At 66.7% G+C, this 22,767-nt stretch carries 23 protein-coding genes; 22 read left to right on the plus strand and 1 reads right to left on the minus strand.

All coding sequences use genetic code 11. From position 1 onward, the window contains the following. Window positions 1–179: 179 nt before the first annotated feature. Window positions 180–1,394 (minus strand): YihY family inner membrane protein, encoded by a 1,215-nt coding sequence (locus tag THIARS_RS14095; RefSeq protein WP_094161437.1) that lies wholly within the window; start codon window positions 1,392–1,394, stop codon window positions 180–182. Window positions 1,395–1,405: 11 nt separating this feature from the next. Here THIARS_RS14095 and wrbA point away from each other — a divergent pair, with 11 nt between their 5' ends. From wrbA to THIARS_RS14200, 22 genes are all read left to right on the plus strand, one after another. After that, window positions 1,406–1,999, plus strand: coding sequence for an NAD(P)H:quinone oxidoreductase (gene wrbA, locus THIARS_RS14100; RefSeq protein ID WP_094161438.1), 594 nt, complete (start codon window positions 1,406–1,408; stop codon window positions 1,997–1,999). A 7-nt stretch (window positions 2,000–2,006) separates the two neighbouring features. Continuing rightward, complete coding sequence (locus THIARS_RS14105; RefSeq protein WP_094161439.1) at window positions 2,007–2,471, plus strand: DUF2069 domain-containing protein; 465 nt, start codon at window positions 2,007–2,009, stop codon at window positions 2,469–2,471. Beyond that, window positions 2,468–3,898, plus strand: coding sequence for an FAD-binding oxidoreductase (locus THIARS_RS14110; RefSeq protein ID WP_094161440.1), 1,431 nt, complete (start codon window positions 2,468–2,470; stop codon window positions 3,896–3,898). Before THIARS_RS14105 ends, THIARS_RS14110 begins: the two co-directional genes overlap by 4 nt. A 92-nt stretch (window positions 3,899–3,990) precedes the next feature. Next, a complete protein-coding gene (kch, locus tag THIARS_RS14115; RefSeq protein WP_245845927.1) occupies window positions 3,991–5,178 on the plus strand; it encodes a voltage-gated potassium channel protein in 1,188 nt (395 codons plus the stop codon). A gap of 233 nt (window positions 5,179–5,411) precedes the next feature. Continuing rightward, complete coding sequence (locus THIARS_RS14120) at window positions 5,412–7,832, plus strand: phosphoketolase family protein (RefSeq protein ID WP_094161442.1); 2,421 nt, start codon at window positions 5,412–5,414, stop codon at window positions 7,830–7,832. Next, a complete protein-coding gene (locus THIARS_RS14125; protein ID WP_094161443.1) occupies window positions 7,829–9,376 on the plus strand; it encodes a thymidine phosphorylase family protein in 1,548 nt (515 codons plus the stop codon). The genes THIARS_RS14120 and THIARS_RS14125 overlap by 4 nt, the downstream gene beginning before the upstream one ends. A 1-nt stretch (window position 9,377) precedes the next feature. After that, window positions 9,378–10,337, plus strand: coding sequence for a ribose-phosphate diphosphokinase (locus THIARS_RS14130; RefSeq protein ID WP_094161444.1), 960 nt, complete (start codon window positions 9,378–9,380; stop codon window positions 10,335–10,337). Beyond that, on the plus strand, window positions 10,334–11,737 hold the full coding sequence (locus THIARS_RS14135; RefSeq protein ID WP_094161445.1) for an MBL fold metallo-hydrolase: 1,404 nt from the start codon (window positions 10,334–10,336) through the stop codon (window positions 11,735–11,737). Before THIARS_RS14130 ends, THIARS_RS14135 begins: the two co-directional genes overlap by 4 nt. Before the next feature lie 142 nt (window positions 11,738–11,879). Continuing rightward, window positions 11,880–12,440, plus strand: a complete 561-nt coding sequence (phaP, locus tag THIARS_RS14140; protein WP_094161446.1) for a TIGR01841 family phasin — start codon at window positions 11,880–11,882, stop codon at window positions 12,438–12,440. A 190-nt stretch (window positions 12,441–12,630) separates the two neighbouring features. Then, window positions 12,631–12,774, plus strand: a complete 144-nt coding sequence (locus THIARS_RS18680; RefSeq protein WP_186436686.1) for a hypothetical protein — start codon at window positions 12,631–12,633, stop codon at window positions 12,772–12,774. A 52-nt stretch (window positions 12,775–12,826) separates the two neighbouring features. Beyond that, a complete protein-coding gene (locus THIARS_RS14145; RefSeq protein ID WP_186436687.1) occupies window positions 12,827–13,819 on the plus strand; it encodes an HlyD family secretion protein in 993 nt (330 codons plus the stop codon). Then, the gene (locus THIARS_RS14150) at window positions 13,816–14,760 is read left to right on the plus strand and encodes an ABC transporter ATP-binding protein (RefSeq protein WP_094161447.1); all 945 of its coding nucleotides are present in this window, start codon (window positions 13,816–13,818) and stop codon (window positions 14,758–14,760) included. The genes THIARS_RS14145 and THIARS_RS14150 overlap by 4 nt, the downstream gene beginning before the upstream one ends. Beyond that, window positions 14,757–15,713 carry an ABC transporter ATP-binding protein gene (locus tag THIARS_RS14155; protein WP_094161448.1) on the plus strand — a complete coding sequence of 319 codons (957 nt, stop codon included), beginning with the start codon at window positions 14,757–14,759 and terminating at the stop codon, window positions 15,711–15,713. Before THIARS_RS14150 ends, THIARS_RS14155 begins: the two co-directional genes overlap by 4 nt. Further along, complete coding sequence (locus THIARS_RS14160) at window positions 15,710–16,846, plus strand: ABC transporter permease (protein ID WP_094161449.1); 1,137 nt, start codon at window positions 15,710–15,712, stop codon at window positions 16,844–16,846. Before THIARS_RS14155 ends, THIARS_RS14160 begins: the two co-directional genes overlap by 4 nt. A 14-nt stretch (window positions 16,847–16,860) precedes the next feature. After that, the gene (locus tag THIARS_RS14165; RefSeq protein ID WP_094161450.1) at window positions 16,861–17,994 is read left to right on the plus strand and encodes an ABC transporter permease; all 1,134 of its coding nucleotides are present in this window, start codon (window positions 16,861–16,863) and stop codon (window positions 17,992–17,994) included. Window positions 17,995–18,353: 359 nt separating this feature from the next. Continuing rightward, window positions 18,354–19,079: an acetoacetyl-CoA reductase gene (phbB, locus tag THIARS_RS14170; RefSeq protein ID WP_094161451.1), complete on the plus strand. Its 726-nt coding sequence runs from the start codon at window positions 18,354–18,356 to the stop codon at window positions 19,077–19,079. A gap of 277 nt (window positions 19,080–19,356) precedes the next feature. Next, window positions 19,357–20,793: a F0F1 ATP synthase subunit beta gene (gene atpD, locus THIARS_RS14175; protein ID WP_094161452.1), complete on the plus strand. Its 1,437-nt coding sequence runs from the start codon at window positions 19,357–19,359 to the stop codon at window positions 20,791–20,793. Then, the gene (locus THIARS_RS14180) at window positions 20,790–21,197 is read left to right on the plus strand and encodes a F0F1 ATP synthase subunit epsilon (protein ID WP_094161453.1); all 408 of its coding nucleotides are present in this window, start codon (window positions 20,790–20,792) and stop codon (window positions 21,195–21,197) included. The genes atpD and THIARS_RS14180 overlap by 4 nt, the downstream gene beginning before the upstream one ends. Window positions 21,198–21,218: 21 nt before the next feature. After that, complete coding sequence (locus tag THIARS_RS14185; protein ID WP_094161454.1) at window positions 21,219–21,515, plus strand: AtpZ/AtpI family protein; 297 nt, start codon at window positions 21,219–21,221, stop codon at window positions 21,513–21,515. Then, a complete protein-coding gene (locus THIARS_RS14190; protein ID WP_186436688.1) occupies window positions 21,512–21,826 on the plus strand; it encodes an N-ATPase subunit AtpR in 315 nt (104 codons plus the stop codon). The genes THIARS_RS14185 and THIARS_RS14190 overlap by 4 nt, the downstream gene beginning before the upstream one ends. Next, window positions 21,823–22,497 carry a F0F1 ATP synthase subunit A gene (locus tag THIARS_RS14195; RefSeq protein ID WP_094161456.1) on the plus strand — a complete coding sequence of 225 codons (675 nt, stop codon included), beginning with the start codon at window positions 21,823–21,825 and terminating at the stop codon, window positions 22,495–22,497. Before THIARS_RS14190 ends, THIARS_RS14195 begins: the two co-directional genes overlap by 4 nt. A 24-nt stretch (window positions 22,498–22,521) precedes the next feature. Continuing rightward, complete coding sequence (locus THIARS_RS14200) at window positions 22,522–22,767, plus strand: F0F1 ATP synthase subunit C (protein ID WP_094161457.1); 246 nt, start codon at window positions 22,522–22,524, stop codon at window positions 22,765–22,767.

Raw genomic sequence — 22,767 nt, forward strand, 5'->3', positions numbered from 1 at the left:
AAAGTCCAGGGGGTGTCACCGGCCACCCTGCTGCCTACGCAAGGCTGAAGTTCGAGCCGCCCGCCCTGGCCTGCATGCAAGGTCGTCGATACGCGCAGGTTCAACAAATCGTGTCCGGAACTGCGCGCCGCTGCGTGCACAAGCGCGTAGGTCGCTGCGCAGTTCGGATTGGCAACGCGTCATGCCTCGGCCGCCAGCAGGCGCTCCAGGGTCAGCGCGCGCTCCTCGTCGCTGACGATCTGCGCCAGCAGCGGCGAAACCTGGGACGCCGCGGCGTGGTCGAGCAGCAGGACGTCCACCAGGGCGGCAACGGGCGTTTGCGCGGGGTCGACCAGCAGCGCCCAGCGCACGCCTTTGCCGTGTCCCCCGGGCGCCACGCGGCCGATCCAGCCGATGCCCTCCAGGGCGTTGAGCAGGGGCTGCAGGTACAAGGGATCAAGCCGCAGGCTGCGCGCGAGCGCGAGGGTGTCGCGTCCGCATTCGGGGGCGTTGCGCGCCAAGGCGAGCTGGCGCAGCAGCCGCAGGGCGAGCAGGAAATCGGCGCCGGCTTGCGGCCGCACCGGCAGCGCGCGCACGCGCAGCAACGGCAGGAAGGCGGCCAGCATGGCGCCCAGCAGAAGCACCATCCAGCTCCAGTAAATCCACATGAGAAAGATCGGCAGGGTGGCGAAGGTGCCGTACACCGCGGTGAAGGTGGGCATGCTGGCCACGTACCAGGCGAAGGCGCGACCAGCGAGGTCGAAGCCCACCGAGGCGAAAAACCCGCCGGCCAGGGCGTCGCGCCATTTCACCTCGGTATTGGGCACGAAGCGGTACAGCGCGCCAAGGGCCGTGCCCATGAATCCCCAGGACAGCAGGGTGAGCAGCACGTCGGCCCCGCCGGGGATCTGGCGCACCCAGCCGCGATGCGCGGCCATCAATGCGGTGGATGCGGCCAGCCCGGCGCCCAGCACCAGGGGGCCGAGCGTCATGCCGGCCCAGTACAGCAGCACGCGTTGGGCCAGCGGCCTGGGGCGGGCGGTGCGCCAGATGGCGTTGAGGGCCTTGTCCACCGTGAGCATCATGGAGGTGGCGAGGAAGATCAGGCCGGCCACGCCCACCGCGCCCAGGCCCTTGGCCTTGGCCGCGAACTGGTTGAGGTAGCGGAACACCGTCTCGGCGATGCTCTGGGGCAGCAGGGCATGGGCGAACTGCTGCTGCAGGTGTTCCTGCATGCGGTGAAAGGCCGGGAAGGCGGTGAAGATGGACAGGCCCACCGCCAGCAGCGGCACCATGGAAATCAGGGTGGTGAAGGTCAGGCTGCCCGCGGTCTGCGCCAGGCGTTCCTCGCCAAACCGCTTCAGCAGCAGGCGCAGGCTTTGCGGGATATCGGGCGGGCGGTAGCGGGGGCGCATAGGATTGCTGCATGCGAGACATTCTGGTGTTGTATTACAGCGTACATGGCGGCACCCGCGCCTTGGCCGAGGCCATCGCGCGGGGCGTGGCCGAGGTGCCCGGCATGTTGCCGCGCGTGCGCACCGTGCCGAGGGTGGCCACGGTGGTCGAACGTCCCGAGCCGCCAGTGCCCAGCGATGGGCCGCCCTATGTGGAGCTGAGCGACCTCGAGGAATGCGCCGGCCTGGCGCTGGGGTCGCCCACACGTTTCGGCAATATGGCGGCGCCGATGAAATATTTCTGGGACCAGACCTCCGGCGCCTGGCTGTCCGGGGCGCTGGCGGGCAAGCCGGCCTGCGTGTTCACCTCCACCGGCAGCCTGCACGGCGGGCAGGAAAGCACGCTGCTGTCGATGATGTTGCCGCTGCTGCATCACGGCATGTTCATCGTCGGCCTGCCTTTCGCCGGCCAGCCGGACGTGATGAGCACGCGCAGCGGCGGCACGCCTTACGGCGCGAGCCACCATGCCGGGCACGACGCCGGACTTGACACCACGGCCGAGGAGCTGCGCCTGGCCACGGCGCTGGGGCGTCGCCTGGCCGAAGCGGCGCGCAAGCTGGCTTGAGGGCGACATGGAGCAAGCGACCGAACTTCCGCTGCGTACCGCGCCCCCGCCGCCGCGGTTTGCCGCTCCGGCCTGGCGCCGTGCCAATCTGTTGCTGTGGCTGGCCCTCGTCGCGCTGTGTCTGGGATGGGAGCTGTGGTGGGCGCCGCTGCGCCCGGGCGGCTCGTGGCTGATGCTGAAGGTGCTGCCCCTGCTGGCGGCGGCGCCGGGAATGTGGCGCGGGCGCCTTTACACCTACCAGTGGATGAGCATGCTGGTGTGGTTCTACATGACCGAAGGCGTGGTGCGGGGATTGACCGACCCTTCCCCGCTGTCGCGCGCGCTGGCCTGGAGCGAGTGCGCGCTGGCGCTGGTGTCCTTCGGGGTGATGGCGGCCACGCTGCGCACCCATGCGCGCAGGCCCGCGTCTTTGCAGGCCGGGCCGGCCTTGCCGGGCGCGGCACCCGCAGGACGCAACGGCGCCAAGCCATGAACAAGGCCGAACGCATCCGTTTTCTCGACGCCTTGCGCGCGCTGCTCGGGGCCAGCCATGTGCTGAGCGAGGCGCACGACCTTGCTCCCTATGCCACGGATTGGCGCAAGCGCTATCACGGCAAGCCCATGGCCGTGGCCATGCCGGGTGACACGGCGCAGGTCGCCGAGGTGGTGCAGTTGTGCGCCACGCACCGCGTGCCCATCGTGCCGCAGGGCGGCAATACCGGCCTGGTGGGCGGCGCCACGACGGATGCCAGCGGCACCGAACTGCTGTTGTCGCTCAGGCGCATGAACCGCATTCGCGACCTGTCCACGGCCGATGGCGTGCTGGTGGCCGAAGCCGGTTGTGTGCTGGCCGCCGTGCAGCAGGCCGCGGACGGCGCCGGCATGCTGTTCCCCCTGAGCCTGGCGGCCGAGGGCAGCGCCACTGTCGGCGGCGTGCTGTCCACCAACGCCGGCGGCACGGCCGTGCTGCGCTACGGCAATGCGCGGTCGCTGTGCCTGGGGCTGGAAGTGGTGACCCCGCAGGGCCAGATCTGGAACGGCTTGAGCGCGCTGCGCAAGGACAACACCGGCTATGACCTGCGCGACCTGTTCATCGGCGCCGAGGGAACCCTGGGGCTGATTACCGCGGCCAGCCTGCAGTTGTTCGCGCGCCCTGCGGCGCGGCGCACCGCCATGGCCCTGGTCGCCCACGCGCAGGATGCCGTGGACCTGCTGCAGCAGGCGCGGGGTGCGCTGGGTGCCGGGTTGACCGGCTTCGAGCTGATGAGCGCGCACAGCCTGCAGCTGGTGCAGCGCCATTTCCCCCGGCTGCGCCTGCCGCTGGAGCTGTCGAGCCCGTGGTGCGTGCTGCTGGAATTGTCGGACAACGAGGGCGAAGCCCATGCCCAGGCCCGGCTCGAAGCCGTGCTGGGCCTGGCGATGGAACAGGGCAGGGTGGTCGACGCCGCCGTCGCCCAGACCCTGGCGCAGGCGCAGGCCATGTGGGCGCTGCGCGAGCACATTCCGCTGGCGCAGGCCCAGGAAGGACTCAACATCAAGCACGACATCGCCGTGCCCATCTCGCGCATGGCGGCCTTCGTCGAAAGCACCGCCGAGCTGGTGACGCAGGCGCTGCCGGGCGCGCGCCTGGTGGTGTTCGGCCATCTGGGCGACGGCAACCTGCACTACAACGTGCAGGCCCCGCTCGGCGGGGATGCGGCGGATTTCCTGGCGCGGCACCAGGACGCCTGCAACCGCATCGTGCACGACGCGGCGGCGGCCTGTGGCGGCAGCTTCTCGGCCGAGCACGGCGTGGGCCAGCTCAAGCTGGACGACCTGTTGCGCTACAAGAGCCCGGTGGCGGTAGCGATGATGCGGGCGATCAAGGCCGCGCTGGATCCGCAGGGCTTGATGAACCCGGGCAAGGTGCTCCGGCCATGACTGCGTCTGGGCCGGAGCCAGATTCGCCGGCCGGTCCGCCCGGCGGCCCCCCGGCGCCTACAAGCCCCGCGGTTTCGCATCGCGCCAAGCGCTTGAAATCGCTGCGCGCGCGCTTGGCCGGGGTTGTGCGATGGATCTTGCATGTCTGGCACGAGCAGGGGCCGCAGGTGCTGGCGGCCTTGCTGGCCGTGGCTTGCGGAGTCTTGCAGATCCGACCTCAGCTTGGATCGCTGCGGCTCGGGTTTCAAGCCGTCGTGCAGCATGGCACCGGCGCCATGACGCATCTGGCCGACCTGGCGGCAGTTCCGCGCGGGATCATCGGCGCGGGGCTGCTGCTGATGGCCATCGGCCTGGTGCTGCGGGCCCGGGTGGCCTGGGTCATCAGCCTGTTGCTGGCCGTGCTGTCGGCGGGCCTGGCGCTGGGGTTCGCGCATCGGCCCGACGCGGTGTTCGCCGTCGCGGCGGCGCTCGTCGTCGTGCTGGCCGTCTATGCGCGGCATTTCAACCGCAGCAGCCTGGCGGCAAGCTCGCTGTTCGCGCTGCTGGGCATCGGCAGCCTGCTCATCTATGGTGTGCTCGGCAGCCTGTGGTTCGGGCCGGGCTATGCGCCGCCGATCCGGGATCTACCCACCGCCTTCTATTACGCCGTGGAGACCATGTCCACGGTGGGCTATGGCGACATCGTGCCCAGGACGGTCGAGGCGCGCATGTTCACCGTCTCGCTCATCGTGCTGGGCATCACGGTGTTCGCCACCACGCTGTCGGTGGTCATGGGGCCGCTGGTGGGCGGCAGCTTGAAACGTGCTTTGGAGGGCAGGATGCAACGCGAAAACCGCCGCAACCATTACGTCATCATCGGGGTCTCGGGCTTGGCTTACACGCTGTGGCAGGAACTGCACGGCCGCAACGTGCCGGTGACGGTCATCGCGTCGCCGGGACGCCCCTCGCCGTATCCGGAGGATGCCGACGTGATCGTCGGCGACGCGAGCCGCAACGAGATTCTGGAGCAAGCCGGCGTGCCGCTGGCCAAGGCCGTGCTGACCCTGCGCGACGACGATGCCGAGAACGCATTCGCCGTGCTCGCGGTGAAGGAATTGGCGCCCGGCGTGAAAACCATCGCCGGGGTGAACGATGCGCGCCATCTGGCCAAGATCCGCCGCGTGCAGCCCGACATGCTGTTTGCGCCGCAGCTGCTGGGCAGCGACCTGCTGGCGCGGACCCTGCTCGATGAACCGATCGACAACGAGACCGTGAGCAAACTGCTCTTCGCACAAAACTGAACTTGGATCAAAGGTGTCCCGGATCGGCGGCGGTTTTCCCGACCCAACGAGGCGCCTGGGCGTGGCCATGTCCTGGGACGTGGCGAGCATTTTGTAATGATCGGCGTTGCCGAGCGCTTCCTAGCCGGAGCTGGTGAGGGTTTGATCTGCATCAGTTCACCGCGATGGCGGGCTCTCCACAATGGCATTGACAACCGTGCGCCCATGCGGCGTCGCACACGAGGAGATGGTGCATGGCAGGCGAGATCCCAGCGCGGTTGGCCGCGCCGCAGTTGGCATGGGCGGATCGCTGGTGGCGCGCGGCCAACTATCTGGCTTGCGCCCAAATCTTTCTGCAGGACAACGTGCTGTTGCGCGAGCCGCTGCGGCCCGAGCATGTCAAACCGCGCCTGCTCGGGCATTGGGGCACGAGCCCGGGGCTGAATCTGCTGTATGCGCATCTGCTGCGCGCAGCCCATGGACTGCATGCAGCGCCGCTTTTCGTCGCCGGCCCCGGGCATGGCGCGCCGGCGGTGCTGGCCAATGTCTGGCTCGAGGCCAGCTATGGCGCGGTGCGGCCCGAGATGACGCGCGACGCCGCCGGCATGCTGCGCCTGTGCCGCATGTTTTCCAGGCCCGGCGGGGTGTCCAGCCACGTCGGGCCGCACATTCCGGGTTCGTTGCATGAAGGCGGCGAGTTGGGCTACGGCCTGCTGCATGCCTATGGCGCGGTGTTCGATAACCCCGATCTTCTGGCGCTGGCCGTGGTGGGTGACGGCGAGGCCGAAACCGGGCCCGCCAGCGGAGCATGGAAGTCCATCCACTTCGTCAACCCCGGGCGCGACGGCGCCGTGCTGCCGGTGCTGCACCTCAACGGCTACCGCATCGCCGCGCCGACGGTGCTCGGGCGCATGGACGACGTGCAGATCGCGCGTTCTTTCCAGGGCATGGGATTCAGGGTGCTGACCGTGGCTGGCGGGGATCCATCCGCCGTGCATGAGCAGCTAGCCGAGGCGATGGACGCCGCCATCAGCCATATCCACGCCATTCAGGCGGACTGGCGTGCGGGCCGCGCGCAGGGCCGCAGCACACCGGATTGGCCGCTGATCGTGCTGCGCACGCCCAAGGGCTGGACCGGTCCGCGCGAGGTGGACGGCCTGCCGATGGAAGGCAGCTTCCGCGCCCATCAGGTGCCTCTTCCACGCGCGCGGGAGGACGCCGTACAGCGCGCCCAGCTCGAGGCCTGGCTGCGCAGCTACCTGCCCGATACCTTGTTCGACGCGGCAGGCCGTCCTCTGCCCGATCTGCTGGCCGGACTGCCGCCCGAGAACCTGCTCCCTGGCAACTGCCGCCATGCCGATGGCGGGCGCGTGCGCCTGGATCTGCAACTGCCCGCCGTCGAAGGCATCGCGCTTGCGCTTGCGGCGCCGGGCGCGGTGCAGGCCGAATCCACCCGCGTCCTCGGGGCATGGTTGCGCGAGGTGTTCCGCGCCAACACCAAGACCGGCAATTTCCGCATGTTCTGTCCTGACGAACTCGTCTCCAACCGGCTCGACGCGGTGTTCGAGGTCACCGCCCGTTGCACGCTGCAGCCGGTTGATGCGGATGACGAGCATCTGAGCCCGGATGGCCGGGTGCTCGAGGTGCTGTCGGAGCATTGCTGCGAGGGCTGGCTCGAAGGCTATGTGCTCAGCGGCCGCCATGGCCTGTTCGCCTGCTACGAGGCATTCGCCCCGATCGTCGACAGCATGGTCAACCAACACGTGAAGTGGCTCAAGGCCGCGTCCGAAGTGCCCTGGCGCCGGCCGCTTCCGGCGCTGAACATCCTGCTCACTTCGCACACCTGGCGGCAGGATCACAACGGCTACAGCCACCAGGGTCCGGGCTTCATCGACAACGTGCTCAACCGCAAGCACAGCCATGTGCGCGTTTACCTGGCCGCCGATGCCAACACCCTGCTTGCCGTGGCGCAGCATGCCCTGCAAAGCACGGGCAGGGTCAATCTCATCATCGCCGGCAAGCAGCATATGCCGCAATGGCTGAACCTGGATAGCGCGGTGCGCCACTGTGCCGCGGGCGCGGGGCGCTGGGCCTGGGCCGAAGGTGCCGGTGCCGACCAGCCCGCCATGGTGTTGGCTGCCGCCGGCGACGTACCCACGCTCGAGATGCTGGCCGCTGCCGATCTGCTGCGCCGCTTCGTGCCCGACCTGGCGTTCCGCGTGGTCAACGTCGTGAACCTGCTGGCTCTGGCGCATCCATTGGACCACCCCGACGGCATGCCCGAGGCGGATTTCGACGCCCTGTTCACCCCGGACCGGCCGGTGCTGTTCGCCTTCCATGGCTATCCCCATGTCATCGACGGACTGGTGCATGCGCGCAGGCAGCCCGGCCGCTTTCACGCCGAGGGCTACCGCGAGGAGGGTGCGACCACCACGCCCTTCGACATGGTCGTGCGCAATCGCCTGAGCCGCTACCAACTCGCCGCGCAGGCCCTGGAGCTGGCGGGGCGGGGGGATGACCGGGCGAACGCATTGCGCGAGCATTGCGACGCGAAGCTTGCCGAGCATGCGCTCTGCATTCGGACACGGTTCGATGACATGGCCGAGATTCGCGATTGGCGGTGGCCCGGGAGCCAGCCCAGCTGGGGCGGGCTTGCTGACGAGAAGCCGAGATGAAAACTCTGGCGCCGGTTCCAGCTGTTGCGGCTTCCGCGCCGGCCGAGCCGTTCACCCTGCGGCCGCGGCGCCTGGGCATCGACACCCATCACGAGCCCGTCGTGGTGCTGCGGGCCGATTCGCCGGTGTGCCGCGCCGAGGGGTTCGAGGCCCACGCCCGCATCGAGGTGCTGGGGGTTTCGCGCAGCATCGTCGCCACGCTCAACATCCTCACCGCCGGCGACCTGATCGGCCCCGACGAAGTGGGCCTGTCCGAGTCGGCCTGGCGGCGGCTCGATCCGGCCGCCGGGGAACGTCTGCGGTTCCGCCACGCTCAGCCCAGCGACAGCATGAGCCATGTGCGCGGCAAGATCTACGGGGAGCACCTGAGCGAGAACCAGTTCGACGCCATCATCGGCGACATCGTGGCCGGCCGCCTGTCCAATGTCGAGATCGCGGCGTTTCTCGCGGCCTGTGCCGGCGGCCGCATGAGCACGGCCGAAGTCACCAGCCTAACGCGCGCGATGGTGCACACCGGCAGCCGCATGAGCTGGCCGCACGCGGTGGTGGTGGACAAGCACTGCATCGGCGGGTTGCCGGGCAATCGCACCACGCCGATCGTCGTGTCCATTGCCACGGCACTGGGCCTGGTGATGCCCAAGACCAGTTCGCGCGCCATCACCTCGCCGGCGGGAACGGCCGACACCGTCGAGACCATGACACGGGTCGATCTCGGCCTGGACGACATGCGCCGCGTGGTCGAGGCCGAGGGCGGATGCATGGTCTGGGGCGGGGCGATGAACATGAGCCCGGCCGACGATCTGCTCATTCGCGTCGAGCGCACGCTGGATCTCGACAGCGAGGGCCAGCTCGTCGCCTCGGTGCTGTCGAAGAAGGCCGCGGCCGGCTCGACCCATGTGGTGATCGACATTCCCACCGGCCCCACCGCCAAGGTGCGCAGCCATGCCGAGGCGCAGTCGTTGTTGCGCGCGCTGCAGCTCACCGGCCATGCGATCGGCTTGCAGCTGCACGGATTGGTCACCGATGGCGGGCAGCCCGTGGGGCGTGGCGTCGGGCCCGCACTGGAGGCCCACGACGTGCTGGCGGTGCTGCAGAACCGCGCCGAGGCTCCCGCCGACCTGCGGCAGCGCGCGCTGCTGATCGCCGCCGCGGTGGTGGAAATCGGCGGCCTGGCCGAAGGCCAGGCGGCGCACGACATGGCCCATGCCGCATTGGCGGATGGCCGCGCATGGCGCAAGTTCCAGGCTATCTGCCAGGCGCAAGGCGGCCTGTGCGAGCCGGGCGTGGCGGCATACCGGCATCCCGTGGAGGCCTCCCGGGACGGGCGCGTGGCCAGCATCGACAACCGCCTGCTGGCACGGGCCGCGAAGCTGGCGGGCGCGCCCCATGCCAAGACCGCGGGGTTGTGGCTGGGCGTCCACGTGGGCGACCGCATCGGGCACGGCCAGCCCCTTTTCGTGCTGCATGCCGAATCGCGGGGCGAACTCGACTATGCGCTGGATTTCGTGCATCGCCATCCAGGCATCATCCACCTGGAATCATGACGTGAGTCGCATCGCCTTCTATCCGATGCCCGGCAACGAAGCCCGTGCCAAGGGCATTGCGCAGGCTCTGTCGACGCGAGCGGACGTGGGTCTGGGAGCCTGTGCGGTGCACCATTTCCCGGACGGGGAAAGTCTCGCGCAAATCCAGCCTCCCGAACCGGGCGCGCAGGCCGTGCTGGTGTGCACCTTGAACCAGCCCGACGCCAAGACCGTGCCCTTGCTGATGGCCGCCGCAACCCTGCGCGATCTGGGCGCGGCGAGCGTGGGGCTGGTGGCGCCCTACCTGGCGTACATGCGCCAGGACAAGCGTTTCCTTCCCGGGCAGGCCATTTCAGCGCGGGTCTATGCGCGCTGGCTTTCGGCGCACTTCGACTGGCTGCTCACGGTCGACCCTCACTTGCATCGCATTCGCGCGCTGCCGCAGATCTACACCCTGCGCAGCCGCGTGCTGCGCGCCGCGCCGCGCATGGCGGCATGGATCGCCGCCAACGTGGCCAACCCGCTGATCGTGGGTCCGGACGGCGAGAGCGCGCAGTGGGCCGCCGACGTCGCCGGGCGCGCCGGCGCGCCCATGGTGGTGCTGGAGAAGACCCGTCTCGGCGACAAGGACGTGCGCGTGACCGTGCCCGATCTGCGCCGCCACGCCGGCCGCACCCCGGTGCTGATCGACGACATCATCAGCTCGGGCCGCACCCTGGTCGCGGCGCTGGAGCGCCTGCGCGAGGCGGCCACGCCGCCGCCGGTCTGCGTGGCCGTGCACGGCCTGTTCGCCGGGGATGCGCTGGCCGCCATCCGCGAGGCTGGCGCCGCGCGCGTGGCGTGCACCGACACGGTCGACCACCCGGTCGAAGCCATCGACTTGACCTCCGACCTGGCCCAGGGCGTGTTGGACATGATCCTTCCTGTGGCGGGCCACGGCGCCCCGCCTTTTCCATCCATCGGCCAAGGGGCGGAACCATGATCCGATTGTCCAGCCACGGCGCCGCCAAGCAGGTCACCGGCTCGTGCCATCTGATCGAAACCGACCGCGCCCGCGTGCTGGTGGACTGCGGCCTGTTCCAGGGCGGGCGCGAACTGGCCGAGGAGAACGCCGAGGACTTCGGCTTCGATCCCCGCCAGATCGACGTGCTGCTGCTCACCCACGCCCACCTCGACCACTGCGGGCGCATTCCGCTGTTGGTCAAACGCGGCTTTCGCGGCCGCATCATCGCCACCGCGCCCACGCGGGAACTCGCCCGCCTGGTGCTGGCGGATGCCGCCGGACTGCAGGAAGAGGAGGCGCGCCGCGATGCGCGCCACGCCAAGCGCCACGGCGACGCGCAGGAGCCGCAGCCGCTCTACACCCTCGCCGACGCCTTCCACGCCATGGACTTCTTCGACGGCGTGGCCGGCTATGGCCAAGCCATGCAGGTGGCCGACGGCGTGCGTGCCACGTTCATGAACGCCGGACACATCCTCGGCTCGGCCTCGATTTTCCTCGAACTGGAAGACCATGGCGTGACGCGTTCGGTGTATTTCTCGGGCGACATCGGCAATCCCGGCCGCCCGCTGCTCGACGATCCGCAGGCGCCGCCCGCGCCGCCCGACTACGTGGTGATGGAAACCACCTACGGCGATCGCGACCACCGGCCCTGGGACGAGTCGATCGACGAACTCATCGATGCCGTGTCCGAAACCCACGCCCGCGGCGGCAACGTGGTGATTCCGACCTTCGCGCTGGAGCGGGCGCAGGAGGTGCTGTACGGCCTGTCCGAAGGCATTGCGCGCCGCCGCCTGCCCGCGCACATGGTGGTGTTTCTGGATTCGCCGATGGCCATTTCGGCGACCGAGGTGTTCACCCGTTACCCCGAAGCCATGCGCGCCGGTTTCCCGGCACGCCTGCACGACGTCAGCCCGTTCGACCTGCCCGGCCTGCGCATGACCCGCGATGCCTCGGAGTCCGTCGCCATCAACACCATTCGCGGTGGCGCGGTCATCATGGCCGGCTCGGGCATGGCGACCGGCGGACGGGTGCGCCACCATCTGCGCCACAACCTCTGGGGCGCGGCCAACAGCGTGGTCTTCGTCGGCTACGCCGCACAAGGCACGTTGGCGCGGCTGATCATCGACGGCGCGCGGTCCGTGCGCCTGTTCGACGAGCAAATCCAGGTGCGCGCACGCATCCACACCATCAACGGCTTTTCCGCCCACGCCGGGCAAGGCGAGCTGCTGGCCTGGCTGGGACGTTGCGGCAAACCGGACCGGGTCTTCCTGGTGCATGGGGATTTCGAGCGCGGCATGAGAGTCTTCGGCGAACAACTGCAAAGCCGGCAGCAACCCTGGCAGATACCGGGCGCGGGCGAGCCCATCTTGCTGCGCTGAAACCAGCTCCGCGCACGGCAAAACAGGTCCTGCCCTGCGGGCAATGGGGTTCGCCTGATGTACGTCAACACATTAATGCACAAAATGGACCACGATTTGTGTTGTTTGTCACATTGACATGCGATTTGACGAGGAGTAGGCGATGCGCACCACCGAGCAGATTCAAGCGGTACAGAAGGCGGAACTGGAGTCCATGGTCAGCATGGCCGAGAAAGCACTGAACGGATTCGAGAAAATGGCCATGCTCAATATGCAGACCCTGCGCGACGCCACGATGGATGCGGCCGCGGCGATGCGTACGGCCTTGTCCGCGCGCGATATGCAGGAATTCATGGGTTCCCAGGCGGCCAGCCCGATGCAGACCGCCGGCCAGAAGACGCTGAGCTATGCGCAGCACGTGGCCGAGATTGCCGGCAGCACCCAGGCGGAACTCGCCGACGCCTTCAACCAGAGCATGGCGCGCATGCAGCAGGTCATGCGCGAGGCGACCAAGAATGGCGCGGGCGGGCTGCCGGCGGGTTCCGACGCCATGTCGACCTTGATGCAAAGCGCGATGAATTTCACCACGCAAGCCTTCGACGCGGCGCAGAAAGCGCAGACCCAGGCGACGAAGATGGTGGCCGACGACGTGCAGAGCCTGAGCCAGGCGGCGGCCAAGTCCGGCGCGGCGAAACCGGCTTCGGCGCGCAAGGGTGCGGCTTGACGGTTTGATGCGGCGCGGGTCCGGCCACAGGCATGCGGGCCGCGACGCTCGTCGCCGCGGCGCTTGCCGCAGCATTCGGCATGGGTTTGGCCTTCTCTTCCTCACATTCCTCCACGCCGATGATCCTGGCGCCCGGCACCCCGTTTGCCATCTGTTCACGGGAACAAACCGAAGCCGGCTCGCTGTTTCCTTGGGTTCTGTATTCACCAGCAGCATGGTGGATGGCAAGGCGGTCCGTCCGATCTTCATCATGGTTTCGCTTGACCTGGATGTGCTGAGCATCCTTCTGTCCCTGCTGCAGATCTGCGGCTTCCTGCCGGGCGGACGCCCGTGATTGCGGAATCGCGTCCTTTCAGGGCGGCTCTTGGGGCCGCGGGCCGTTCCTCATGATGTCCCGCCGTCGTCTTGGCTTCGGCGCACTGGCGGTTGTTCTGGCCGCAGGCGCGCTCCTGCTCTGGACGCCGACCCGGCAGCTTCTGTTCGGCACAGCGCAGGCGCCGCGGACCGTTGTCGTGTCCGGCAATATCGAGGCGCATCAAAGCGTGCTGAGCTTCACCAATGTGCAGGCGCCGATCATTGATCTGCCCTTCGATGAAGGCAAATCCGTCGCGGCCGGTACCGTGCTGGCCCGCGTCGATGACGGCTTCTATCGGCAGCAATTGCAGATCGACCTGGCGGCGCTCGATGTCGCCCGCCAACAGATTGCCGTCAGCCAGAGCAATCTGGCGGCGGCGCAAAACACCGTCTTGAGCGATCGGCTCGATCTGGCAGAGAAAAAACGCGATCTCGAGCGCGATGCACAGCAGTTGAAGGTGGGTGCCGTCTCCCGCCAGACCTACGACCAGGCCCTCACCGCCGCCGGGCAGTCGGCGGCTGCGCTGTCGCGCGATCAGGCACTGGTCAAGGTGGCCGTCAACAACGTCGGCCTTGCCGAGGCCAGCCTCAAGGACGCCGAGGCGAAGGTTGGGCTCGATCGCGTGACACTGTCCTACACGACTCTGAAGGCTCCGTTCAGCGGCGTCCTGGCGGTGCGGCAGGCCGAGCTGGGCGAATTGGCCGGTCCAGGGGTGGCCATTTTCACGCTCGACGATCTCGACCATGTCTGGCTGCGGGCCTATCTGAACGAACAGGATATGGGCCGTGTACGTCTGGGGGAGCCGGCTTCGGTGACTACCGACACCTACCCTGGCCATGTCTATCACGGGCGCATCGGTTTCATCGCCTCTCAGGCCGAGTTCACGCCCAAGACGGTGGAGACCCATGCCGAACGCGTGACGCTGGTCTACCGAATCCGCATCGACATCGACAATCCGACGCACGAGCTGCTCCCAGGCATGCCTGCTCAGGCGGAAATCGCACTTTTGCGCGCTGGGAAATGACCGCAGATTCTGACGACATCGCCGTGCAGGTGCGCGAACTGCGCAAGAGTTTCGGGTCCGTGCGGGCGGTTCGGGGCGTGGATTTCGCCGTCTCGAAGGGGGAGATCTTCGGTCTTGTCGGGCCCGACGGCTCGGGGAAAACCACCGTCATGCGGATGCTGGCCGGGGTGCTGCGCCCGGACGCGGGAGGTATCGTGGTCGACGGCGTGGATGTGGTCGCCGACCCGGAGGCTGCCAAATTGCGCCTGAGCTATATGCCGCAGCGCTTCGGGCTCTACGAAGATCTCACCGTTGCGGAGAACATCTTCTTCTACGCCGAGCTTTTCGCCGTTCCCAGGCCGCAGCGCATCGCGCGCAAGCGGGAACTTCTGGATGCGGCCGGCCTGTCGGCTTTTCAAAACAGACTGGCGGGCCAGCTCTCGGGTGGCATGAAACAAAAGCTCGGCCTGGTTTGTGCGCTGATCCACACGCCCCGCGTGCTTCTGCTCGACGAGCCGACGACGGGGGTCGATCCCGTATCGCGCCGCGACTTCTGGGCCATTCTCTACAACCTGCGGGAGAGCGGCGTTGCCATCGTCTTGTCGACCGCCTACATGGACGAGGCCGAGCGCTGCTCGCGCCTGGCGCTGTTTCATGCGGGAGCCATCCCGCATTGCGACACCCCGGCTCGCCTGAAGAAGGCGATGCCGGGTGTCCTGCTCGCCATCACGGCGGCAAATCCGCGCGCCCTTCGCGAGGCACTCGCCGGCAAACCCGGCGTGCTCGGCATCCTGCTCATGGGCGACCGTGTCCACATCCGCGTCGACGATGCCGCGAAGCGAACCGCCGCGTTGCGCGACGTCCTCCGCGAGAGCGGCATCGTGGATGCCGAGATCGAGCCCGCCGAGCCTGGGATCGAGGATGTCTTCGTCGCCCTGCTCGGGTCGGAAAAAGCAGCGTGACCCACGACAGCGTGTCCTCCGTTGTCGCGCGCGGACTTACCAAGCGGTTCCAGGATTTCACGGCCGTGGACCACCTCGACCTGACCATCGGCAAGGGGGAGGTGATGGGTTTCATCGGTCCGAACGGGGCCGGAAAATCGACCGCCATCCGGATGCTCTGCGGCTTGCTGCGGCCGAGCGACGGCAGTGCTTCGGTCGCCGGATTCGACGTCGCTACCCGGCCCCAGGATGTACGCGAGCATATTGGTTACATGTCCCAGAAGTTCTCGCTCTATGGCGATCTCACGGTGCGTGAGAATCTGCGCTTCTTCGGCGGCATCTACCGCGTTCCTCGCCGCGATATCGGCGAAAGAATGGCGTTCGCGGTCGCCATGGCCGGGCTGGCGGGCCGGGAAGACGCGCTGGTCGGCACCCTGGCGGGCGGCTGGAAGCAACGGCTTGCGCTCGGTTGCGCCATCCTGCATCGCCCGCCCGTCCTCTTTCTCGACGAGCCGACTTCGGGCGTGGAGCCCGAAGCCCGGCGCCGCTTCTGGGACCTGATTCATGACCTGGCCGCGGATGGCGTCACCGTTCTGGTGTCAACCCACTATATGGACGAAGCGGAGTACTGCAACCGCATCACGCTGATCGACCGCGGCAAGCTCGTCGCGATCGGCAGCCCGAGCGAGTTGCGCACGCATGGGCTCGGAGGCGATCTGTTCGAGATCGCATGCAACCCGCTCGGAGCCGCGCTCAAGGCCCTGGCTGGCGCGCCCGGCATGGTCGAAGCGGCCATCTTCGGCGACAAGCTGCATGTCGTCCTCGGGCCCGGCGGCCTGCGCGCTGAGGATCTTCCTGTCTTTCTCGGCCAGCACGGGATCGAAGCCGGTCCGGCGCGCAAGGTCTTGGCGAGCCTGGAGGATGTATTCGTGAAACTCGTCTCGGGCAAGCACGAGAACGGGAGCCCGCCATGAATCTGCGGCGCCTTTTCGCCATGGCGTACAAGGAGGCGCTGCAGATCCTGCGGGACCCGCGCAGCCTGGCCATCGCGCTGTTCATGCCGCTGATGCAAATGGCCCTGCTCGGCTACGGCGTGAGCCTGGACATCAAGCACGTTCCCATGTGCGTGTATGACCAGGAGAACAGTCAGCTCAGTCGCGCCATCGTGGGCCGCTTCGATGCCGCCGGTTGGTTTTCCGTGAGCAAGGTGCTCCACAACCAGGCTGGAATCCGCAATGCCATGAACGGCGGGCAATGCATCGCCGCCATTGTGATTCCCGTCGACTTCTCGCGCGTCCTGGCCGCCACGGGCACGGCATCCTTGCAAGCCGTTTTCGACGCGACCGACGTCAACACGACCAATATCGCGCTGGGCTACATCCAGGGCGTGGTCGCGCAGGCCAACGCCCAGATCCAGACGCAATGGGCGGCCGCACATGGAGTTCGGCCCTCGCTCCTCGGCCAAGTCGATCTCGAGCCCAGCACCTGGTTCAACGAAACCCTGGACAGTCGCAACTTCATCATTCCCGGCGTGGTCGCGGTCATCCTCGCCCTGGTCGGCGCGCAGCTCACCTCGCTGACCGTTTCGAGGGAGTGGGAGCGGGGAACCATGGAGCAGTTGATCTCCACCCCGGTCACGGCCCTGGAGGTCATGCTCGGCAAGCTCATTCCGTATTTCATCATCGGCCTGGTCGACGCCACGATCTGCCTTGCCGGCGCCGTGTTCTGGTTCGGCGTTCCTTTCCGAGGGAATCTGGGCACCCTGTTCGTGGCCACCGCGCTCTTCAGCCTGGTCATCCTGGGTATCGGCTATCTGATTTCGGTGCACATCCGAAGCCAGCTCGGGGCGAGCCAGATCGCCTTGCTCGTAACCATGCTGCCAACCACGCTGCTGTCCGGCTACACCTTCCCGATCGATCAGATGCCGGCCCCGATCCAGGCCCTGACGCTCATCGTCTATCCCAGGTACTACGTCACCATCCTGCGCGCCATTTTCCTCAAGGGCAGCAGTCTGGCCGATCTGTGGCAGCCGCTTCTCGCTCTGGTGGCCTTCGCCGTGCTCATCGTCTGGCTGGCCGCGCGGGCCTTTCACAAACGGCTGGACTAGGGCCTGTTCACGCTATGTTCGACCGCCTGTTCGTCATGCTGATGAAGGAGTTTCTGGAAATCCGGCGGGATCGCTGGGCGATGTTTCGCCTCATCGTTCCCATGCTCGTCCAGATGCTGGTGTTCGGCTATGCCGCGACATTCACCGTGCATCACGTCGCAACGGCCGTTCTCGACCTCGACCAAAGCCAGGCCAGCCGCAGCCTGATCTCGCATTTCGTGGCATCGTCCCGTTTCGACGTGGTCGATACGGCCCAGAACAGCAGCGGGATCACCCGCGCCATTGATCAGGACGTGGCCGTCATCGCCATCGTCATCCACGCCGGCTTCGAGCGGGATCTCGAGAACGGGAAAGGCGCGCCGTTGCAAGTCATCGTGGATGGAACCAACTCCAACACGGCCTTGATCGCGCTCGGCTATATCAGCCAGATCGTCGCCCAATTCTCCGCGGATGAAGCCAGCCGGCTGGCGTTCCCCCGCCAGAGTCTCGCCAGGCCCGAGCTCGGCATCACGCTTCAAGCGCGCCCCTGGTTCAACGAGAGTCTCGACGACCGCTGGTTTTTCATTCCCGGCGTGATCGGCAGTCTGACGCTGCTGCAGATCGTCAGTCTCACGGCATTCGCCATCGTGCGGGAGCGCGAGGTCGGCACGCTCGAGCAGATCATGGTCAGCCCGATCCGGCCCGCCGAGTTCATTCTTGGAAAAACCTTGCCATTCTTTCTCATCGGGCTCGGCGACATCGCCCTCGTGAGCACCTTTGGCATCTTCTGGTTTCATGTGCCGTTCATCGGCAACCCCTTGGTCATGCTGGTTGGAGCCTGCCTGTTTCTCCTGGCCGTCGTGGGCATGGGCCTGCTGTTGTCCACCTTCTCGAAAACGCAGCAACAGGCCTTTGCGCTCAATTTCTTCTTCGTCAATCCCTTTTTCATTCTTTCCGGATTTGCCTTTCCGATCGCAGCCATGCCCAAGCTGCTGCAGTGGGTCACCATCATCAATCCCCTGCGGTACTTTCTCGTTGTCATCCGTTCGGTTTTTCTCAAGGGGGTCGGATTCGAGGTTCTTTGGCCCGATCTTGCCGCGTTGGCCTTGCTGGCCTCGGTGATGCTGACGATCAGCGTGCTGCGCTTTCGCTCTTCACTCGATTCATGAACACGGGGCGAACATTGCAGGGATCATGGGTTTCATGGGCAGGCACCGAGCCGATGAAGCCGTGCGTTGCGCCTGGTGCCGTCACTCCTGATGCACGTCAAGGAAATTTGGCGCGAAACCGAGCAGACTTTGCGTTCCTTCCTACTTTGCGGGAGCCGGGCGATGGGCGGCACCGACGTCCTTGATAGGGCTCAGAAGGCCCGGGTGCGGGCCTCGAGAGGAATCTCCACGGCCTTGAGGCTGTCTGATGAGCCGTGCGGTCCTGGAACACAGGCTGTTAGGGTGGGTCGGTCCGCCGTCGTGCGGGCATCCAGGCCCTGGGCCACCGTTCGCGCCCGTTCACATTCCTGGAGCCCGACATGACAAAACTCGCCCTCGTCACTGGCGGTACACGCGGCATTGGCGCGGCCATTGCCGAACGCCTGCAACGCGAAGGCCATCGCGTTGCCGTGACCTTTCACGGCAACGACGCAGCGGCGCGCGCTTTTCAGGACCGGACCGGCATAGCCGCCTACAAGTGGGACGTGGCCGACGCCGAGGCCTGTCAGGCTGGTGTGCAGAAGCTGCAGGCCGATCTCGGCCAGGTGGTGGAGATCCTGGTCAACAACGCCGGGATCACCCGCGACGCCTCGCTGCACAAGATGACCCTCGAGCAATGGCACGCCGTGATCGCGACGGATCTCAGCGCCTGCTTCAACATGAGCCGCGTCGTGATCGAGGGCATGCGGTCCCGCAACTGGGGGCGCATCGTCAACATCGCCTCGATCAACGGCCAGAAAGGCCAGTTCGGCCAGACCAACTACGCGGCAGCCAAGGCCGGCATGATCGGTTTCACCAAGGCCCTTGCGCTGGAGTCGGCGCGCAAAGGCATCACGGTCAACGCGGTGGCGCCAGGCTACACGGCCACCGATATGGTGTCTGCCGTGGACTCCAAGGTCCTGGAAGGCGTGATTGCGCAAATTCCCGTCGGCAGGCTGGCGCAGCCGGCAGAAATCGCCCATGCCGTAGCGTTCCTCGTTGATGCGCAGTCGGGTTTCATCACGGGCTCTACGCTGAGCGTCAACGGCGGCCAGTATCTGGTCTGATGTTCCTGCAACCGTGGCGGTTTGGCCAGATCGAAACCTCGAGGAAGAACGCCATGGCCGTGGATATGAGACAACGACTGCACGGGATTGATAGTTCGCCCTGTGTTTTCAGGAAGACATGGCGGTTCCCGGCGCGACAGGCTGAACGAGGCGGGATTCCCGGCTGTTTCTTGGGTGCATGGAGAGTCGGCCATGATGTCCACGCTCCTCTGCTCAAGGCGATCGATGGATTTCAGGCGGGATCGTCCTGAGCATCGTCGCCGCCACCGGAGCTTCCATGGGTTCTGCTGCACAACTCGGTCATGTCGTGTCGGTTCACGGCGCCGTCGTCGACGTGGCGTTCGCGGCGAACCTGTTGCCGCCGATTCATACCGCCCTGGTCGTCGCCTGGGATCGCACCGAACCCCTGGATCTCGAAGTACAGGCCCATGTCGACGCCACGACGGTCCGCAGCCTTGCACTGCAAGGCACCGCGGGTCTCGCCCGTGGTGTTCCCGTGCACGCGACAGGTGCGCCTATCTCGGTGCCCGTCGGCGATGCCATTCTCGGACGCCTGCTCGACGTCACCGGAGCTGTGCGCGACATGGATCCTCCATTGTCCGCCGAAACGCCGCGGCGTGGTATCCATCAGCCGCCGCCTGCGCTGGTGGATGAAACCTCGGCCACTGAAATGTTCGAGACGGGCATCAAGGTGATCGATTTGCTGGCTCCGCTTGCGCAGGGCGGCAAGGGCGCGATGTTCGGCGGCGCCGGCGTGGGCAAGACCGTGCTGATCATGGAACTGATCCACGCCATGGTCGAGAAATACCAGGGCATCTCCGTGTTCGCGGGGGTCGGGGAGAGGTCCCGCGAGGGACATGAGCTTCTCCATGACATGCGCGGCTCCGGCGTTCTGGGGCAGACCGTGCTTGTCTTCGGGCAGATGAACGAACCCCCGGGGGCGCGCTGGCGAGTTCCGCTGACGGCGCTGACCATTGCCGAGTATTTCCGTGACCAGAAGCACCAGAATGTGCTGCTGCTGATGGACAACGTGTTTCGTTTCGTGCAGGCCGGCAGCGAGGTGTCGGGCCTGTTGGGGAGGCTGCCGTCGCGCGTCGGTTATCAGCCGACGCTGGCCAGCGAAGTGGCCGCGCTGCAGGAGCGCATTGCCTCGGTGGCGGGCACCGCGGTCACCGCCATTCAAGCCGTTTACGTTCCGGCGGACGATTTCACCGACCCGGCCGTGACGGCCATTTCGAGCCATATGGACAGCAACATCATGCTCTCGCGCGCACTGGCGGCCGAAGGCTTCTACCCGGCGATCGATCCGCTGACGACATCGTCGGTGCTGCTCGATCCGCTGGTTGTCGGCGAGGCGCACTACGGCATTGCCGAGCGCGTGCGAGAGACCTTGGCGCGCTTCAGGGACCTCCAGGACATCATCGCGCTGCTCGGTGTGGAAGAACTCGGTGCCAGCGATCGGTTGATCGTCACGCGGGCGCGCCGGTTGCAACGCTTCCTGAGCCAGCCTTTCACCGTCACCGAGGCATTCACCGGCACGCCGGGCCGCAGCGTGCGCCGCGCCGACACCTTGGCTGGGTGCCGCGCCATCCTCGACGGCGAGGCCGACGACTGGGCGGAGAACTCGCTTTACATGGTCGGCACCCTGGACGAGGCGCGGCAAAAGGAGTTCGCGGCCGCGAGCGTCGGCGCGGATCATGGGGCCGGGACATGAGGTTGCGCATCGTCACGCCGCTGTCCGTCGTGGTCCAGGACGACGACGTGCTTGCCCTGCGTGCCGAAGATGCCAGCGGGAGTTTCGGCATCCTGCCGCGCCACGCGGATTTTCTGACCTGCCTGATGATCTCCGTCGTGAGCTGGCAGCGCGGAGACGCGACGCGGCGGTATTGCGCTGTGCGTCGCGGTGTCCTGTCCATCACGGGAGGGCATGACGTGACGATTGCAACCCGCGAGGCAGTTGCTGGCGACGATCTCGTGCAACTCGACGCTACGGTGCTGGCGCGCTTTCGCACCGATGCCGATCTGGAGCGCGTGGAGCGCGTGGAGAGCACGCGCCTGCAGCTAAGCGCCATTCGCCAGATCATGCGGCACCTACGCCCTGGCAGACAAGGGCTGTAGGCAGGCTGGAGGACAGGAGCCATGGCCGTGCCACCGAACCCACCCGACGACGCCAACGACCCGCTGGTGCACGAGGCCCGGCGTCGCGGCGAGCGGCACGAACGATGGCTGCGCGAGGGCCAGCTCTCCGTGGCGCACTGGCTGGCGCAGATCGGCGTGCTCGGCTGGATCATCGTTCTGCCCATGTTGCTTGGGATCTATGCCGGCCGTTGGCTCGACCGCATCTTCGACACGGGTTTGTTCTTCACGGCACCCCTGTTGATGCTTGGATTGGCGCTGGGCTGCTGGTCGGCCTGGACATGGATGAAAAGCGCATGAACGGCTGGCATGCATACATCGACGGCATGTCGGCGGGCGTGTTTGCGCCGGCCCTTGCGCTGGCTCTAGCGGCGGGATTCTGCACCGGTTTGGCCTTTTATTACGCTATCTATTGGCAAGCCCGCGGCTTGCTCGCAAGCCGCCGGCATGCCGTCACCATCGTGGCCCTGGCGGCCGGGCGCTTCATCCTGCTCTCGGTCGTGCTGGCTCTGTCCAGCAGGGCTGGAGCGCTGGGAATTCTGGTTGCCTTGGCGGGTGTTCTCCTCGCACGCGGCACGGCCTTGGCATGGCTCAACCGGGGCTTGGCATGAAATCACCCCTGGCAAGCGAGGTGATCTTCCATATCGGGCCGGCGCCGATCACGCAGGCCGTTCTCGTCACCTGGGTGATCATGGCCGCGCTGGTGCTCGGCGCGCTGTTCGCAAGACGGCGTCTGGCCCTGGAGCCCTCGCGCGGCCAGGCCATGCTCGAACTGATGGTGGATGCGCTGGACGCCCAAATTCGCGAAACCATGCATCTCGAACCACCAGCCTACCGGGCTTTCTGTGGCACGCTGTTCGTCTATATCTTCGTCGCCAACTGGTCGTCGCTGGTGCCTGGCATCAAACCGCCGACGGCGCAACTCGAAACCGATCTCGCGCTTGCGCTTCTGGTCTTCGCCGCGGTGGTTGTCTTTGGCATTCGCGCCGGCGGGGTGCGGGGCTATCTGGCCACGTTCGCTTCGCCGAATCCGATCATGATTCCGCTGAATTTCATCGAGAGCCTCACGCGCACCTTTTCGCTGATGGTGCGCTTGTTCGGCAATGTGATGAGTGGCGTGTTCGTGATCGGCATCGTGCTGTCGCTCGCAGGCCTGCTCGTGCCGATTCCCTTGATGGCCCTCGACTTGCTCACGGGCGCCGTGCAGGCCTACATCTTCACGATCCTGGCCATGGTCTTCATTGCTGGCGCGATCCGCGAAGGCCACTCAACCCCCTCCTAGTTTGATCAACCCGAGGATGTCAACATGAACTGGTTAGCCGTCGTCAGCATCGTTTCAGCCGCCATCGCGGTGTCGTTCGGAGCCATTGGACCGGCCTTGGGCGAGGGCCGTGCCGTGGCGGCGGCCATGGATGCCATCGCGCGTCAGCCGGAGGCCGCCAACACGATTTCGCGCACGCTGTTTGTCGGCCTGGCCATGATTGAGACCATGGCGATTTACTGTCTGGTGATCGCGCTGCTGCTGCTGTTCGCCAATCCGCTGCTGAAATGA

The organism is Thiomonas delicata (assembly GCF_900088825.1).
Lineage (GTDB): Bacteria > Pseudomonadota > Gammaproteobacteria > Burkholderiales > Burkholderiaceae_C > Thiomonas_A > Thiomonas_A delicata.

Coding starts and splice junctions, on each gene's coding strand:
- THIARS_RS14120 (WP_094161442.1), top strand. CDS start 5,412: ATGGCAGGCGAGATCCCAGCGCGGTTGGCCGCGCCGCAGTTGGCATGG.
- phaP (WP_094161446.1), top strand. CDS start 11,880: ATGCGCACCACCGAGCAGATTCAAGCGGTACAGAAGGCGGAACTGGAG.
- THIARS_RS14095 (WP_094161437.1), bottom strand. CDS start 1,394: ATGCGCCCCCGCTACCGCCCGCCCGATATCCCGCAAAGCCTGCGCCTG.
- atpD (WP_094161452.1), top strand. CDS start 19,357: ATGGGTTCTGCTGCACAACTCGGTCATGTCGTGTCGGTTCACGGCGCC.
- THIARS_RS14165 (WP_094161450.1), top strand. CDS start 16,861: ATGTTCGACCGCCTGTTCGTCATGCTGATGAAGGAGTTTCTGGAAATC.
- THIARS_RS14145 (WP_186436687.1), top strand. CDS start 12,827: ATGATGTCCCGCCGTCGTCTTGGCTTCGGCGCACTGGCGGTTGTTCTG.
- THIARS_RS14125 (WP_094161443.1), top strand. CDS start 7,829: ATGAAAACTCTGGCGCCGGTTCCAGCTGTTGCGGCTTCCGCGCCGGCC.
- THIARS_RS14150 (WP_094161447.1), top strand. CDS start 13,816: ATGACCGCAGATTCTGACGACATCGCCGTGCAGGTGCGCGAACTGCGC.
- phbB (WP_094161451.1), top strand. CDS start 18,354: ATGACAAAACTCGCCCTCGTCACTGGCGGTACACGCGGCATTGGCGCG.
- THIARS_RS14110 (WP_094161440.1), top strand. CDS start 2,468: ATGAACAAGGCCGAACGCATCCGTTTTCTCGACGCCTTGCGCGCGCTG.
- THIARS_RS14190 (WP_186436688.1), top strand. CDS start 21,512: ATGAACGGCTGGCATGCATACATCGACGGCATGTCGGCGGGCGTGTTT.
- THIARS_RS14160 (WP_094161449.1), top strand. CDS start 15,710: ATGAATCTGCGGCGCCTTTTCGCCATGGCGTACAAGGAGGCGCTGCAG.
- THIARS_RS14195 (WP_094161456.1), top strand. CDS start 21,823: ATGAAATCACCCCTGGCAAGCGAGGTGATCTTCCATATCGGGCCGGCG.
- THIARS_RS14135 (WP_094161445.1), top strand. CDS start 10,334: ATGATCCGATTGTCCAGCCACGGCGCCGCCAAGCAGGTCACCGGCTCG.
- THIARS_RS14185 (WP_094161454.1), top strand. CDS start 21,219: ATGGCCGTGCCACCGAACCCACCCGACGACGCCAACGACCCGCTGGTG.
- THIARS_RS14105 (WP_094161439.1), top strand. CDS start 2,007: ATGGAGCAAGCGACCGAACTTCCGCTGCGTACCGCGCCCCCGCCGCCG.
- THIARS_RS14200 (WP_094161457.1), top strand. CDS start 22,522: ATGAACTGGTTAGCCGTCGTCAGCATCGTTTCAGCCGCCATCGCGGTG.
- THIARS_RS14180 (WP_094161453.1), top strand. CDS start 20,790: ATGAGGTTGCGCATCGTCACGCCGCTGTCCGTCGTGGTCCAGGACGAC.
- wrbA (WP_094161438.1), top strand. CDS start 1,406: ATGCGAGACATTCTGGTGTTGTATTACAGCGTACATGGCGGCACCCGC.